General features: G+C 48.0%; 17 protein-coding genes. 3 read left to right on the plus strand and 14 right to left on the minus strand.

The features are described 5' to 3' along the window. Positions 1–87 precede the first annotated feature (87 nt). The 13 genes from CLC91_RS08400 to CLC91_RS08455 all read right to left on the minus strand — a co-directional run bounded on the left by CLC91_RS08400 (position 88) and on the right by CLC91_RS08455 (position 12,182). On the minus strand, positions 88–873 hold the full coding sequence (locus CLC91_RS08400; RefSeq protein WP_095498482.1) for a phosphocholine cytidylyltransferase family protein: 786 nt from the start codon (positions 871–873) through the stop codon (positions 88–90). After that, positions 870–1,502 (minus strand): type 1 glutamine amidotransferase, encoded by a 633-nt coding sequence (locus CLC91_RS08405; protein ID WP_095498483.1) that lies wholly within the window; start codon positions 1,500–1,502, stop codon positions 870–872. The genes CLC91_RS08400 and CLC91_RS08405 overlap by 4 nt, the downstream gene beginning before the upstream one ends. 3 nt (positions 1,503–1,505) lie before the next feature. Then, a complete protein-coding gene (locus CLC91_RS15025) occupies positions 1,506–1,973 on the minus strand; it encodes a PEP-utilizing enzyme (protein WP_198950912.1) in 468 nt (155 codons plus the stop codon). 148 nt (positions 1,974–2,121) lie between these two features. Next, positions 2,122–4,527, minus strand: a complete 2,406-nt coding sequence (locus CLC91_RS08410) for a PEP/pyruvate-binding domain-containing protein (protein ID WP_198950913.1) — start codon at positions 4,525–4,527, stop codon at positions 2,122–2,124. Between the two features lie 23 nt (positions 4,528–4,550). Continuing rightward, positions 4,551–5,150: a recombination mediator RecR gene (gene recR, locus CLC91_RS08415; protein ID WP_095498484.1), complete on the minus strand. Its 600-nt coding sequence runs from the start codon at positions 5,148–5,150 to the stop codon at positions 4,551–4,553. Between the two features lie 64 nt (positions 5,151–5,214). Next, positions 5,215–5,550: a YbaB/EbfC family nucleoid-associated protein gene (locus CLC91_RS08420; protein ID WP_095498485.1), complete on the minus strand. Its 336-nt coding sequence runs from the start codon at positions 5,548–5,550 to the stop codon at positions 5,215–5,217. Positions 5,551–5,620: 70 nt separating this feature from the next. After that, positions 5,621–7,735, minus strand: a complete 2,115-nt coding sequence (dnaX, locus tag CLC91_RS08425) for a DNA polymerase III subunit gamma/tau (RefSeq protein ID WP_095500247.1) — start codon at positions 7,733–7,735, stop codon at positions 5,621–5,623. Between the two features lie 145 nt (positions 7,736–7,880). Continuing rightward, entirely contained in the window at positions 7,881–8,435 is a 555-nt protein-coding gene (gene apt / locus CLC91_RS08430) for an adenine phosphoribosyltransferase (protein WP_095498587.1), read from the minus strand. 118 nt (positions 8,436–8,553) lie between these two features. Next, complete coding sequence (locus CLC91_RS08435; RefSeq protein WP_095500248.1) at positions 8,554–8,913, minus strand: YbaN family protein; 360 nt, start codon at positions 8,911–8,913, stop codon at positions 8,554–8,556. A gap of 8 nt (positions 8,914–8,921) precedes the next feature. Next, entirely contained in the window at positions 8,922–9,965 is a 1,044-nt protein-coding gene (gene rsgA / locus CLC91_RS08440; protein WP_095500249.1) for a ribosome small subunit-dependent GTPase A, read from the minus strand. Between the two features lie 86 nt (positions 9,966–10,051). Next, positions 10,052–10,819, minus strand: coding sequence for an HvfC family RiPP maturation protein (locus tag CLC91_RS08445; RefSeq protein WP_095500250.1), 768 nt, complete (start codon positions 10,817–10,819; stop codon positions 10,052–10,054). 27 nt (positions 10,820–10,846) lie between these two features. Continuing rightward, complete coding sequence (locus CLC91_RS08450) at positions 10,847–11,689, minus strand: HvfB family MNIO-type RiPP peptide maturase (protein WP_095498489.1); 843 nt, start codon at positions 11,687–11,689, stop codon at positions 10,847–10,849. Positions 11,690–11,804: 115 nt separating this feature from the next. Further along, complete coding sequence (locus CLC91_RS08455) at positions 11,805–12,182, minus strand: HvfA family oxazolone/thioamide-modified RiPP metallophore (RefSeq protein WP_095498589.1); 378 nt, start codon at positions 12,180–12,182, stop codon at positions 11,805–11,807. A gap of 225 nt (positions 12,183–12,407) precedes the next feature. Between CLC91_RS08455 and dusC the strand changes: the two genes are divergently transcribed. From dusC to CLC91_RS08465, 3 genes are all read left to right on the plus strand, one after another. Beyond that, on the plus strand, positions 12,408–13,340 hold the full coding sequence (dusC, locus tag CLC91_RS08460) for a tRNA dihydrouridine(16) synthase DusC (RefSeq protein WP_095498490.1): 933 nt from the start codon (positions 12,408–12,410) through the stop codon (positions 13,338–13,340). A gap of 73 nt (positions 13,341–13,413) precedes the next feature. Next, the gene (locus tag CLC91_RS14900) at positions 13,414–13,746 is read left to right on the plus strand and encodes a hypothetical protein (protein ID WP_125828486.1); all 333 of its coding nucleotides are present in this window, start codon (positions 13,414–13,416) and stop codon (positions 13,744–13,746) included. A 90-nt stretch (positions 13,747–13,836) separates the two neighbouring features. Then, on the plus strand, positions 13,837–14,403 hold the full coding sequence (locus tag CLC91_RS08465) for a hypothetical protein (RefSeq protein WP_125828487.1): 567 nt from the start codon (positions 13,837–13,839) through the stop codon (positions 14,401–14,403). Between the two features lie 71 nt (positions 14,404–14,474). Here CLC91_RS08465 and CLC91_RS08470 read toward each other — a convergent pair whose 3' ends face one another. Continuing rightward, positions 14,475–15,728, minus strand: coding sequence for a glutamate-5-semialdehyde dehydrogenase (locus CLC91_RS08470; RefSeq protein WP_095498492.1), 1,254 nt, complete (start codon positions 15,726–15,728; stop codon positions 14,475–14,477). Positions 15,729–15,730 lie beyond the last annotated feature (2 nt).

The following is a 15,730-nucleotide window of genomic DNA, read 5'->3' on the forward strand; positions in this document are numbered from 1 at the left end:
GTGGGTAACCAACTCGTTACCCGATGACTCTAGTATTGTCCAAACTGCTCGATACTGATGTGTGGCGTGTGTGAATGTTTGTGTGATTTACTCTTCTAACTTAATAAAAGCATCCAATTCACCACTTTTTGCACAGGCTTCGTAGGTGTTAAGATCATCCACAGAGTCCACTTCCAGCCAACCATTGTCTACCAAAGCCGCTTTCACTTTCCAGTTGGCATCAATGAGTGACTGCAAGAAGGTGGTCATGTACATGTTGTCAAAATCTTTACCGTCATAGGTGGCACTGCGATCCAGTGATTGATAAAACTCTATGAAGGACGCTATTTTGTCGGCTCGAATCTTAATAAGCCCTGTGTATTGCCCTTGAATGCGATCATAACTGTCAGGCTTTTTTCCTAACTCAGTAACATAGCCCTGCTCATCCATCATTAAGGTTTCTGCATCTTGCAGCGGATCTTCAAGACGCAGCGACCAAAGCGCTCGCCATTGCCTATCGATCATTAACCCTATCTCGTCGTCGCAGTCCAGCAAGGTTTGCAAGTTATTGTCTTGATAAATAATATCGCCATAGGCAATGATTAAGTCTTCGTTGCACGCTTTGATAAACGCTAATGCAGAGAACAGGCTTTCCACCATATTGGTGCTATCAAAGCGCGAGTTAAACGAAGTATCAAACCCCATTTGCTCAATTTTTTCAGACAAATAACCGGTGGCGATGTGAATATCGTTAATTCCTTGGCGCTTAAGCACGCGCACTTGGCGCTCAAGCAAGGATTCTCCCATAATCGGAACCAAACACTTAGGGCGATCATTGGTAATGGGTCGTAAACGCGTGCCTTGGCCTGCAGCCAAAATCAAAACCTTGGTCATAATAATATTCTTTTCAATAAGTTAATGTTAATTTCGGAGAATGGCTTACCCCGCTCTGGATGCCACATCATCCCAAAAACCGGTTTATCTTGGTGCTCAAAGGCTTCAATATTCCCCTGCTCATCCGTCGCTAACGCGCGCAAGCCCTGCCCTAAACCAGTTGCCGGTATACCATAGGCGTGATAACTGTTAACCCGTTCAGGTAACTGGTAATCACCACCGCTTATAGTCGTCAGTGAATGCTCCACCGCGACATGATGCTGCACAGGCTCAAGATGCCCACCTAAACAATGGTTTATTATCTGCAAGCCACGACAGACACCCACCAAGGGCAAATCGTCCGCCAGTGCATAGTCGATTAAAGCGGTTTCAAACGCATCGCGCTCTGGGGCGTAATCTGAGGCAGTATCGTCAAGATAGCCGAGACTATTGCCGCCACTTAAAATAACGCCATCCAAGTCTAGAGCTTGCATCAGTGCCGGTACTTGCTCGGGAGCCAGATTCGGCAAAGGCACTGGAACGGCCCCCACCTCAAGCACTAACTCGTACCAATTTTGATCCAGTGCGTCACGGCGCTCTGCGTAACTGCTTACGACATCAACTCGTTGGGTTATTCCAATACGCTTCATTGTTTAGTCCACTAACCGTATGGTTTGGTTAATGCAATCCAATTCCAGACGCTGCACTTGCGACAGGCTATCAAATAGCTTTTCCCCCACACCAATAGCAGCGGGTAGCCCAATTTCGGCAGAACGTATCGCCATGTGCGAGTTGGCACCGCCATATTGGGTAATTAACCCCGCAATGTCGTGCCCAAACAGCCAGTCATACCCCGGATCCGCTTGAGATATCATAACGATCTTGCCAGACAACAAGCTGCTGTTGCCATTAGAGTTGGATAAATTAACCACATCCCCCAGTACTTTGCCGATGCCCACGAAATTCGGTTGCGATGAGTATCGCTCAAAACTAAAGAATTGCTCTGGTTTTGAAATTAACGAAGGCAACTCGATGACCTTGGTCAATTGATAATCCTGCTTTCTCGCCTCAATGATGCTAGCCAACACCGAATGGCTCAAGGTGTTTAATTTTACCCGCATTAAATCGTCGAAGGTGAGATAGGACAGTGCTTCTCGACTGATCTCATGATGTTGCGCAAACTCAATGGCTGCATCAAGAGCGTTGCTGAGGTTACGAGTGAACTCAAATTTTACTCGCTCACGCTGCTGGGTCGCCGCAACTAAGTAGTCACGAAAATTGGTGCCAACTCAGCTCACTCTCAAGCCCGTTAAGCAGCTGCTCTATGGCACTGATTTCTTGCTCAGTAAACTCGAAGTCAGAGGTGTCATGGCTCGCGGCAGCCGCTTCTGATGGCAAAATATACTGTTGTGGATCTTCCCAATAAGCTTGAGTGGTAACCTCGTAGGTACCTGGTCGCAAATGACCGTATTTTTCGATGAGGGCTTGTTCACTTACACTGCCATTAACATAGCTCGCTTTGTCCTGCTCAAAATCGCCGGCAACCGTAGTAAAGCTGTTTAAAAATTGCAGTTTTCGAGATTCGGCTAACGCACCGCTACCCACTAAATAATTTAGCATTGTGGTGGCGACAAAGCCCGCTCTAGCGGCGTGGGAGAAGGCCAAGGTACCAAAGCGCTTACAATCGTCTAGGAGAGCCAGTACTTTGTCGATGGGCGTTATTGAACTGGCCACTATTTGTTTGCTACGCAAACTTAAGGTAGCAATGCTGGCAATGTCATCCTGCAACCTAGTAAGTGCACGTCGCGTAATGGCTTTTAAACCAAGCTCAAGTAGGTCGATATCTTGTTGGGTCACACCATAGGGCATGAGCCGCTGTTGCGCCTTGGCCTGAAAGTCTGGAGTCCAAATGGTAAAGGCAACATCAAACTCAATTTTATCGTGATAATGGGGGTTGTCTCTGAGTATGGTTAGGTAAGCATTAACGATGCGCTCGCCACTCTCAACGCTCAAATCTTTGGGTAAAAATGAGTTAAAGCTGGCTCGGACATCCACATAAGGTTGCCCTGAAAATGCCACGATTAATGGGTAAGGACGCACATCTTTGTAGCCATACTCGGCTCGTTGCTGCGCCCAAACATCGTTGGTTATCAACTGCTGATACAAACTAAACGCCAAGGGTTTAGGTCGAGTTCCTATAATTTCAGCTGGATTCCAATCCGGCATATTAGCGAACAGCGTGTTGTCGCCACAGATAAAAGGCAGCCGCTCTTGCAATTGTTTAAAGCGCTCTAGATCGGTATCAATGGAGGCTTTTATTCGATCAATATCGATGTCGTAGTTGTCGTGATTAACCACCACTGGCCGCACTTGAAAAATATGCACATGACCTTGGTTATCAACGGCAAATTCAATATCCAGCTTATCGAAACCAAGAATCTGCTCCAGCTCTTGTACCGCAGTTAATACAGGATTCAACTCTGCAGCGCTTTTCGATAACGCCTCTGGGCAAAGTTTACTTACAAGTACCGTTCGCAGCTCGCCATGTGTACCAGCAGTCACAGACTCTGTCGATTGAGTGGAGTCATCAAAATTAAAACGATAGTAAGGAGCGCCCGACTCAAGGGTACAGGTGAACACCACCCCGGCCATTGCCACATCCGTTAGAAACGCTTGTACTAGCACTTGATCCGAATCGGTTTGTGGCTTTCCATAGGAATCCACAACCGCATTGACCGCTTCCGTCAATTCGCCATCGTCGACACCACTTACATTAAGAATGCTTTCAAAGCCGCCAGCATTAGAGGAATGCCAGTTATCTTCGCCTTTGGAGCTTGAACGCACCACCAATTGGCTGTCTCCAAATTGGCCGCGAATGGCGTTAATGACCTGCTGTGGCTGGCTGCGCCATTGGAGCGTGGTAAAGCTTTCCTGCTTTCCAATAACGCTTTTTTTGACTCTATGCTCTAAACGCGCGAGGGTATCGGCTTTGGTTCCTAAAATAAAATTAGCAATATCCGTGGGCGAGTTGAATTCGGCCCAATCACCTCGCACGTCCACATAATTGATAGAGCATGTGGTTTGCTCAAAAAACGCGATTAAAGCCAGCAAGCTCTTGCCTTGAAGCTGAGTCAGCGCTTGATCGCTGTTTAGACGGGCATTATTCAGTTCACCTTGCAACACATCGACCGCTTTGCTGCTAAGATGCATTAAGCCGGTGAACTCGACTTCTTCACCATTGACTAACAGCGTCTCGGCGGCGACCATATCGGTTTGACTGCGCCCTTGATAGCGCTGTTGCCATGCGCTATCAATCACCATGGTGACATCGGCACTGGTTTCAATCAGTCGGTTTACAAAGTCTCTGCGAAATAAGGTATCTGAATAAGAAGTAATAACCGGACGACCGTTAAACGGCGCAGTTAACAGCGAATCTAACGCCGTTCGATGTTGCCAATCCGATGCTACCGTGAAATTCAATTCTGGGTACTGGCGAACCACATCTTCGATGTGATAACCGCCAATGAAGTGGGTTTGACTGGGACGGGCAATGTTTTGAAAACTGTGCAATTGCCAATCCATAGCGGTTAAGTTCAAGGCAATGTTCTTCAGAGCAGCGGGCTTATCGCCACTAGCCGGCTTACCCGCACCTAAAAAATACAGTTCAACTGACATGTAGATTCTCTATGTTATTCTTTCTAGACTTGCTGGCGTCCACTAAAACTCAACGCAAGGGTTGTACCATCTACGTATTCTAGTTCACCCCCTACCGGGACACCATGTGCGATACGACTAACAGTAAGACGCTGGGCTTTAGCCATATCCGCAATGTAATGCGCGGTAGCCTCGCCTTCTACGGTAGGATTTGTGGCTAAGATGAGCTCTTTTATGTCGCCACTGGCCAATCGTTCATCTAAGACATCGAGGCCCAAATCATCTGGACCAATACCATCTAATGGCGACAAATGCCCCATTAACACGAAATATTGGCCACTGTAATGACCGGATGATTCGATTGCCAAAACGTCCGCAGGACTCTCAACGACACACAATTGCCCCGCTTCTGCGCGTCGGGGATTGGCGCATATGCTGCAACGTTGCTCTTCGGTAAAGGTGCGACAACTTTGGCAGTGGCCAACATCTGTCATTGCCGCTTCTAACGCTTTGCCAAGCTTCAGTCCACCAGAGCGTTGGCGTTCCAATAATTGAAATGCCATGCGCTGGGCCGACTTAGGACCAACCCCAGGCAACACCTTGAGCGATTGAATCAATTCATCAACAAGTGGGCTAAATTTCACGAAGCGTTCCTTGTGCTTGGACTGTATAAAATCATTCCCGCCGAAGCGGGAATGAACAAGGGTGTTAGAACGGCAGTTTCATGCCCGGTGGTAAATTCATACCTCCGGTCACTTCAGCCATTTTCGCTTTTTGGTTTTCTTCCACGCGACGAGCCGCATCGTTACATGCCGCTGCAATGAGATCTTCTAACATTTCTTTTTCGTCTTCATCGCCTAATAGGCTTGGATCGATCTCAACGCGACGCACATTGTGAGCACCGTTCATGGTGACTTTTACCATGCCAGCACCGGCTTCGCCAGTGACTTCCATTTTGGCAATTTCTTCTTGCATTTTCGCCATGCGATCTTGCATTTGTTGGGCCTGTTTCATCAGGTTGCCCATACCACCTTTTCCAAACATATCGAGTTTCTCAATTGGTTGTCGTCATTAAGCAGGCTATGTTACTGATTTGCCCACTGAGTGCAATATTTTAGACTCTTTGGGTCAATTTGTGTTCAGGATATTTGAGGCTATCCCAATCTAACTTAGCCCCTAGGTGTTTTTCCAGCCATTGAACCGGGGGTTGTTGCAACAGTTGAGACTGAGATTCTTTCAGAATTTCTTGATGGAAGCGGCGGCGAATCATTAACGGCGTTTCTCGATCTTTTGGCTCAACAACGCTTACTTCAACCGTAATGGTTTGTTCAAAGTAGTCACATAAAATTTGTTGCAGCGCTAATACCGCTTTATCAGCACCGAGGTGTTTTTGGTCCGGCTTAAGACTTAACAAGAGTCGCTCACCTTGGCGTTGAGCCACCGAGTTAATCGCCAATTGTCGCAAACGTCCACCAACGTTCAGTAGCGACAAAATTTTATACCACACCATATCGGTTTGATTATCGTCAAGTAACAGCTGCCAAAGCGCCAACGGCTCCACCGGCAACTGGCTATGGCCATCGTCATTTGTGGTAAGCGGCTCGGCTGGAGTTGATTCGAGCTTGGCCGGCTCCGGCTGAACAGGTTCGGGATGAACAGGCTTAGTTGTTGGTTCTTGCTCGGTAGACTGAGTCGGCTTAGTGGCAGAAAGCGTTCTTTCTACGACGGAGGTAGCGGACTCAGTTTCAGGCTTTTTTGGCGAATCATCGCTCACGTTTTTGCTGATGTCTTCAAGCAATTCCTCACGGTTACTTAACGCTGCCGCGAGAATGTCATCTTCAAATAAATCTGGCTCGCTAGGTGCTAACGCCTCTTCGCGATCAGTGTCAGACGGTTTCGACAAGCCCTGCGTTTGAGCTTGAGAAAGGATGTTTTGCTGCTCGCTAAACAGTTCGCTTTCCGTTGGCCCGGTTTGATATTCAGGCTGTGGTACCGGTTCAATGCGCTGTTGTGGCTGGGGCTGTGGCTCGGGTTGTGGCTGTAGCTCGGGTTGCGGCTCGGGCTGTAGCTCAGGCTGGGGTTGCGCTTGCCTTTTAGGTGAAACCTCAGCTTGTTGTAATGGGGATTTATTCCACACGGTGACCGGCGTTTCAGGAGCGAAAGCAATGGCTCGCATCAACGCCATTTCAATTCCGGCACGTTGGTCTGGCGCAAACGGTAACTCTCGACGCCCTTCCAGTACGATTTTATAGTAGAGTTGAACTTGCTCAGGGGTTAACGCCTTAGCAAAAGCCATCACCGATTCTGGGTGACTGGAAATTTGGGCGGCGCTTTCGCTGAATTGACACAGAGATATTTCATGCAAGCGACGCAACATAGCCACAAGCACCGATTCAGAGTCGCCGCCGTAGCCAAGCACGTCATCAATAACGCTTAATAGTGGCGTTAATTCTCCATCAATAACCGCTTGCAGCAACTGATTAACCGAATCGTCATCAAGGCTACCTAGCATGTGTTGCAGAGCTTTGAGTTTTAACGAGCCCGCGCCGTGAGCAATGGCTTGATCCGTTAAACTTAGGCCGTCGCGCATACTTCCTTGCGCCGCTCGAGCCAACAATAAACTGGTGCCTTGCTCAAACTCAATAGCCTCAGCCGTTAAAATGCGTTCAATTTGAGCCGCAATTTGCTCTACGGCAAGGGCTTTTAGGTTGAATTGCAGACAGCGAGACAATACGGTTATGGGGAGTTTTTGTGGATCCGTTGTCGCTAGCAAAAATTTGACGTGCTCAGGCGGCTCTTCCAAGGTTTTCAATAACGCATTGAAGCTGGCCTTGGACAGCATGTGCACTTCATCGATCAGGTAGACTTTGTAGCGACCACGAGCCGGTCGATATTGTACGTTTTCGAGAATTTCTCGAGTATCGTCCACTTTGGTTCGCGAAGCGGCATCAACCTCGATCAAGTCAACGAAGCGCCCTTCACTAATTTCACAACAAGCCGAGCATTGCCCACAAGGCTCTGAAGTGACACCGGTTTCGCAGTTTAACCCTTTGGCGAATAAGCGAGCTAAGGTGGTTTTCCCAACACCTCGCGTGCCCGAAAACAAATAGGCATGGTGCAGCCTATCTTGCTGCAATGCGTTAGTTAACGCGGCTAATACGTGCGCTTGGCCAACCACCTCATCAAAACGACCTGGCCGCCACTTACGGGCCAACACCTGATAGGACATGAAGCTCCCCGAAACTTTCCTTGATAATGACCATCCATGCTACCACAGCATTGGCCGACCCTAAAAAACAAAAAAGGGGTACGTCCCCAAAAAAAGGGTACGTCCCCAATTGTCACTTATCCACAGGGGTACGTCCCCTGCGCCATTAATCGCCGTCGAATTCTACCAACGCGGTAACATTGATGCCCATTTTATTGAGGCGCTTCTCGCCACCAATATCTGGCAGGCTGATAACGAAAGCCGCTTCGCTCACTTCGCCGCCACAACGACGAATAAGCTTCACGGTTGCTTCAATGGTGCCACCGGTTGCCAACAAATCGTCAACCACCAGCACTTTATCACCTTCAACAATGGCGTCTTGGTGCAGTTCAAGAATGTCTTGCCCATATTCCAACTCGTAAGCTTCAGAGATAACCGCCCTTGGCAGCTTTCCAGGTTTACGCACAGGCACAAAACCCAATCCGAGACGAAGCGCCAACGGGGCGCCGAAGAGAAAACCACGAGCTTCAGTTCCAACAACCTTGGTAAAACCTTGGCTAGCAAATTTTTCAGCAAGAAGGTCGATGGTTAATTGGAAAGCTTCAGCATCTTCAATCAGAGACATAACGTCACGGAACATGATGCCGGCTTTAGGATAGTCTGGGATGGTTTTTATGCTCTGTTTAATTAGAGCCAAGCTTTCAGGATTCATAATCTGCATTTGGCGCATTGTTGCGCTTCAGTTAAAAACACAATTATTCACAGCCAACGCCGACGTGCAAGTGCTAATTACCGCCAATGTGTTCCATCTCCAAGTTTTGTGACCCTGATATAACCCTCTAGCATTGAGGAATGCTGCGTAAATACAAGAGTAAAGCCACGCACATACACCCCAACATGATTTTTACCCAAACCAGCGGCACCACCAAAATGCTTATACTAAAACTAGCAATAACAACGAGATAGGCTTTCTTCTTAAGTTTGGCATTAATCGCTTTTTTGGTTTGCCAATCCGCCAGCGCTTGCGCAAACCAAGGGTGCGTAAGCAACCATGCGTGCATTCTTTTACTGGAGCGGGCAAAGCAATAGGCGGCCAACAGAATAAAAGGAACGGTGGGTAATAACGGCATTACGATTCCGATAAAGCCCAGGCAAAGGCTCACCATTCCAACCACCAAGTAAAAACTTCGTTTTAGCATGTATTTGCTCAATAACCTTTTTTACGTCGTTGAGATTCGCCTTGAACGGTGCGATACATTTTCCCTAGGGCTTTATCCTTCGCTCGCTTTTGGGCCAAGCTGGCGCTATTAAGGGCCTGCTCTCGAGCCAACTTAAAGTAATTGCTTAGTCGACGCTGATCAAGTTCACCGTTTGCGAGCGCCGCTTGCACACAACACCCAGGTTCCGATTGGTGGCTGCAATTGTTGAAGCGGCATTGCTTAGCGAGCGCTTCAATCTCTGCAAAGGTGGTGGACAGTCCGGTTTGAACATCCGCCAGCTGCAATTCCCTCATTCCCGGCGTATCCATTAACAAGCCCGAGCCTGCCATTAAGTGTAAAGAGCGGGTGGTTGTGGTGTGGCGCCCTTTGCTGTCATCTTCTCTAATGCCCGAAGTCGCCAGTAACTGCTGCCCTTGCAACGAGTTAATCAAGGTGGATTTACCGACTCCGGATGAGCCCATAAAAGCGACCGTTTGTCCTTCTTTACACCAATCTCTTAATGGCGCTATGGACTCGCTGTCTAAGCCATTCACTGCAATGACCTGTAGCAAGGGGTCGAGCGCTTGAACTTGAGCTTGCAACGAGTCAACATCGTCGCATAAGTCTCGTTTGGTTAGCACAATAACCGCTTGAGCACCGGTTTCATTAACCAGAGTCAAATAGCGCTCCAATCGACTGAGCTTGAAATCTTGATTTAAGCTCATCACCACGAATACCGCATCCAGGTTGGTGGCAATCAGCTGTTTCTCCAAACCACTGCCGGCGGCTTTTCGGCTGAATTCACTGAAGCGTTCAAGGAGTCGCACGAATTGATGCTGCTTATCCAACAATACCCAATCACCAACGCACAATGCTGGCATTGAAGGGTGTAACGCTAATACAATTTCCCCGGATTCACCACGCAAAACCAGTTGATTTCGATGTTGCTCTACCACGCGAGCAGGCACCGATTCGTCATAATCCGTTAAGGATAATTGCTGCTGAAAAAAAGGTCGCCAACCCAGTTGGGATAAATTAGTAATCTTGGTCATAGACTGCACCAAATGCCACGCTCAACTCAAAGGAGTTCGATTGTAACATCGCTCACCAACCTTACCTAGTGAGCTTGGTGTTCGCGTTAGTCGCTGCTGCTACCCAATAACCCGCGCACAATGCCCAATGAGGCTAATTGGAGCAAAAGGCGCTCGAGGCCTTCAATCAAGGTTTGTTCCGGGTAGTCTTTAAATAACGACACGGCCCAAGTTTGCAATTGTTCTCGGGTCTGGTTGGGCTGTTGTTGCAAAAAACTAATCAGTTGCGCACTTAAGCCATCCAGTTGCATAAAACCAACATCATCTTCTTCATCGCGATACAAGGCAATAAAAATGGGTGCATCTAGGGGGGCGTCAGGAATGAATTCTTGACTAATGCGTTGCACCGGCCATTGATACTGCGCCACAGCAACCGCGTGATGGACGCACAGCAAAGCAGAGCCTTGATAAACTTGCTGTTCGGTTAATCGCTGCGATTCGACGCCCATGCTGGACGACACTTTCAGCTCCAGCCATTCGTAGTGAGCCAATTCCAGTGCAAACCCGAACCGTTGCGGTAAGTGTTGTGGGTGCTCAATTAGGTAGTTAATGAATTCTTGCGAAATATCGAGGAAAAAAGGTGATTGGCAATCGTGTTCAATAAAAAAGCGCCGTTGTAATGCCAACCAAGCGTCTTGCGTAAACAAGCTACGCAGTACCGGAAAAGCGGCATCGACAAAGCCACGCACGTTATTAAAAAACAATTCTTGATAGACCTTCATGCGTCGCGCTGAAACACCTTGAGGCATAGGGGCGTTGTCAGGGTCTCGAATACTGGCCATGAACTCTTGTTGTACGTCTTTAAAGTCAACCACAGACTCGTCCTTTTTGTTTGCTAAGACCTATGCGCTTATTGCCTGCGCTTGTTGTTGCGACTGAATGTGCCCAATCCGTTGTAATTCTGGCAGCAGTTCCGATGTTGGTGGAATATTGAAATCCCGTTCCAGCAAGGTTGGGTGGACACCGTGCAGCTGATAGGCTTTTTCCAGCAATTGCCAAACCGGATCACACACTGCGGCACCGTGGGTATCAACCAATAAGTCTTCGGCTTCGTTATAATGACCGGCAATATGAAGGTAGCGAATTCGCTCGCTTGGCAAACCTGCCAAAAATGACTCGGCGTTGTACTTGTGATTTACCGAATTGACGTAAATATTATTCACATCTAATAACAACTCACAATCGGCGCCTTCAAGAATGGCGTTGGTAAACGTCAGTTCATCCATCTCTTGACCGGGCGCCGCGTAATAGCTGACGTTTTCCAGCACCAGTTTTCGTTCAATGATGTCTTGTACTTGCTTAACCCGGTTAATCACGTGCTCAATAGCGTCTTCGGTAAAAGGAATTGGCATCAAGTCATACATGTGCCCTTTTCCAGAGCAATAGCTTAAGTGTTCGGAGTAGATGTCAATGTTATGCAAATCCATAAAGGCTTTCACCTGTTTGACAAAATCCACATCTAAAGGAGCGGGTGACCCTATCGACAACGACAAACCATGAATGACAAACGGATGGCGCTCGGTGAGCTGTCGAAACTGTTTTTGTAAGCGTCCACCTAAGGTCATCCAGTTTTCTGGAGCGACTTCCATAAAGTCAATGTCACTTGGCGTTTTTTGACAAAACTCAGTCAACATTTCTCTACGTAATCCAAGTCCGGTTAGTGGCCCTTTAAACTGTTGAGGCATAGCGTCTCCTTGTACTTCTATTAAACCGCTATCGTTGCTCAGTTTACCGATAAAAAACGAGCCGGCACAACCGCCGGCTCATCATCAGTAGAAAGCAGAATATGCAAAGGTTAGATTAGGCTGCGCCACCGCATTTGCCTTCACCACACTTGGCTTCTTTAGACTTTTTGTCGCCACCGCATTTGCCTTCGCCACATTTGCCTTCGCCGCACTTACCTTCTTTGGCTTTCTTGGCTTTGTCTCCACCGCATTTGCCTTCGCCGCATTTACCTTCACCGCATTTGCCTTCTTTGGCTTTTTTACCTTTCTCGCCGCCGCATTTGCCTTCGCCGCATTTACCTTCATGCCCCTTATCTGAGCCCATTACTTGGTAGCCTTGCTGCATCGTATCGAAGCCGAATGGAGCTGCTTGCGCATCGACTGGCGCCATGGATACGCCAAGCACTACTGCACCCAACGCTGCTGCCACTGTGGTTTTCTTTACATTATTCATAATCATTGACCCTTTAATAGCTAATATTGTGATTGGCAACCAGCGCGTTTGTGCTGGCTCAGTTACTAAGACCTGAGCGACGTCAGGTTTATTACAAACAAGTAACATATTTTTAATAAAAGCTACTTTTTGCGCATTTTGCAACCATTAACGCTAGGATTCATTCTTAAAAGGAGTAGACTTCCGACTGGTTTTGACTAGAAATTTTAAACGAAGATTATCGCTATGCGCTTGATACTTGCACCAATGCAAGGGGTACTTGATCACCTAATGCGTGAGTTACTCACCCAAATTAACCCCTATGATTTATGTGTTACAGAGTTTGTCCGAGTATCGGATGGGCTGCAACCAGAGCGCAGTTTCTTTAAGCTTTGTCCGGAGCTAAAAAATGGCTCACTAACGCAATCGGGCACCCTTGTGCGGGTACAACTGCTTGGCCAAGACCCAGCAAAAATGGCCGCGAATGCTAAACGCGCGGTTGAGCTTGGCTCTCCCGGTGTTGATCTGAACTTTGGCTGCCCGGCCAAGTTAGTTAATAAAAGTCGCGGCGGTGCCGTGTTGCTTAAAGATCCTCAAGCTATTTTCAACGTCATCGATGCCGTTCGCCAAGTGGTTCCCAGTCACTTGCCAGTTACCGCTAAAATGCGCTTAGGCTGGGATTCTAGCCAGCATGCGGTGGATATAGCCGGCACAATAGAACGCGCGGGAGCTAGCGAGTTAGCGGTACATGGCCGCACCAAAGAAGACGGCTATCGGGCCGGAACCGTCAATTGGCAGCGCATTCACGACATTCGCCAAGCGTTGAACATTAATGTGGTGGCCAATGGCGACATTGTCGATCACGCCAGTGCCTTTGCCTGCCAAAGCCAAACCGGTTGTGTTGACTTAATGGTGGGTCGTGGCGCCTTAAATCATCCCAATTTGGGCTGCATCATTAAGCAACAACAGTCACCTATGAGCTGGCCAGAATTGATTGAACTACTAAAGCGTTACAGTCACTTAGAGATGGAAGGCGATAAAGGTTTATATTTTGCTAATCGTGTCAAACAGTGGTTTACCTATTTGGTTCGAAGCTATCCACAGGCTCGCCCTTTGTTTGACAGCATCAAACCGCTAAAAAATCCAACGGACATTCGGGCTTTGTTAGATTTAGCGTGATCCTGATCGCTGCTATTTAGGCGCAAATTAAGTACATTACCGTTGAATTTTTGCTGAGTAGAATTGGGCTTAGATGCGTCATCACATTCTAACAATCATGTTGCTTTTGTGCGTCTCCTTACAAGGTGTCGCCATTGAAAGTCCGTGGTCTGTAGTGAGCAGCGCAATGTGTCCCTCAGAAGCCATTGATAATAACGATGCCGACGACTGTTGCGAACCGGCACCGGCCGATCCTTGTCACCACGACTGCAAACATTGCTCCGAAAGCATCTCCTACAATGCCATTTCAAGTCTAGATAGCTCAGTATCCATACCCAAGGTGACCAGCTTGCCTGCGTCCATTGACGAACATTTTTATCGACTGCACGCGACGCAAGACAATCCCCCTCCGAGAAGTTTTTTTTAAAAAACATCGCAACATCGCTTTATTCAAGCAGCCTAGCGCTGCCTATGAACTATTAAAAATTTATCGGAACTCTAACCCGGAGCTATAAAAATGAAACATTTAATCGCATTACTTGCGGCCGTTACGCTGACCCTTTCCATGCCAACTATGGCAAAGCCTGAATACGTGAAACAGTTGGATAAGCACCACCACGCCCACATGACCGATGGCCAGCGCAGTGATTGCCCGCATGCCGCCAAAGCAAAAGCCCATGGCTGTGCCGACTGCAAAAACGGTAGCTGTAAAAACTGCGCTTGCCCAGAGTGCAAAACCGGCACCTGTGAACAGTGCAAAAGCGGCAATTGCAAACACTGTAAAGGCTGTGAAGATTGCAAAGCGTCCAAATGCAAAGGTAACTGCCCAAATAAAGGCGCTAAGTGCCCTCATGGCGACAAGTCGGCTAAATGCCCGCATGCCGCTAAAGCAAAAGCCCATGGCTGTGCCGACTGCAAAAGCGGTAGCTGTAAAAACTGCGCTTGCCCAGAGTGCAAAACCGGCAGCTGCGAACAGTGTAAGAGCGGCGATTGCAAACAGTGCAAAGGCTGCGAAAATTGCAAGGCATCAAAATGCAAAGGTAACTGTCCAAACAAAGGTGCTAAAGCCAAAGCATCCGCCTAGTAATAGCTCTTACTTATAGCAAAACGCCAAATCCTAGCTTGGATTTGGCGTTTTTTTATCACCAATGACGGTTAACTTCTCGGTGTATAGTTGCCGTTTGCAATCCACTTATAACTGGTGAGTGCCTCCAGTCCCATTGGACCTCGAGCGTGCAATTTTTGCGTGCTCACCGCCACTTCCGCACCCAGTCCAAACTCAGCGCCATCGGTAAAACGCGTGCTGGCATTAACGTATACCGCCGCCGATTGAACGCTATCGACAAAGCGGTTAATGGTGTCGTTATCATCACTTAAAATGGCTTCTGAGTGTCCTGAGGAATGCTGGCTAATGTGCTCAATGGCAGCATCAACGTCATCCACTAATTTTACGCCAAGTACCAAGCTTAACCATTCTTGGTCAAAATCAACGGCCGTCGCTTTGTGTTGAGCATAGGCCGGTAGGCGTTGCGCCACCCGCTCACACACTTTTAACTGCACCTGTTGTCTCTCAAGCTCTGCAAGCATTGATGCCATGGTATTGGTATCAATATCACTATGTATGAGTAGCGTATCTAAGGCGTTACACACTGTGGGACGCTGAACCTTAGCGTTAACAATAACCGCTAAGCTTTTGTCAAAGTCGGCGTGTTTATCCAGATACAAATGGCATATACCAATACCGCCCGTGATCACCGGAATCGTAGCCTGCTCCAAACACAGCTGTTGCAGCTTGGGCCCACCTCTGGGAATGATCATATCCACGTATTGATCGAGACGCAGTAATTCTCCCACCAAGGCGCGATTGGGGTCGCTAATGAGCTGAATGGCGGCTTTAGCCACACCTTGCTCGGTGAGCGCACACTCAATGGCGTGCAACAAGGCAAGGTTGGTCAACCGAGTTTCTCGCCCGCCTCGCAATATGGCAGCATTACCCGCTTTAAGTGCCAATACCGATATGTCCACCGTGACATTAGGACGTGCTTCATAAATAACCCCCAACACACCAAGCGGAATGGAGCGCTTTTTCAGCTCTAGGCCATTTGCAAGCAATCGATTTTCTGTTTCGTTACCAATGGGGTCGGCCAACGCTATGACGTTATCAATATCATTTATTATGCCTTGTAAACGCTCATGATTAAGCAGCAACCTATCGAGCATGGCATGGGTTAACCCTTGGCTTTTTGCCGCTTTCATATCTTGTTCATTGGCTGCTAAGATGGAATCTTGATGTTGCTTCAATTGCTGTGCAATGGCTTGTAATAGCGTATTTTTTTGGCTACTGCTCAGTTGCGAAAGTTGCTGTGACGCTTGCTTTGCATTGCGCCCAATCGTTAGTAAGTCCGTCATCG

Source organism: Paraferrimonas haliotis (assembly GCF_002282895.1).
In the GTDB taxonomy this organism is placed as follows: Bacteria; Pseudomonadota; Gammaproteobacteria; order Enterobacterales; family Shewanellaceae; genus Paraferrimonas; species Paraferrimonas haliotis.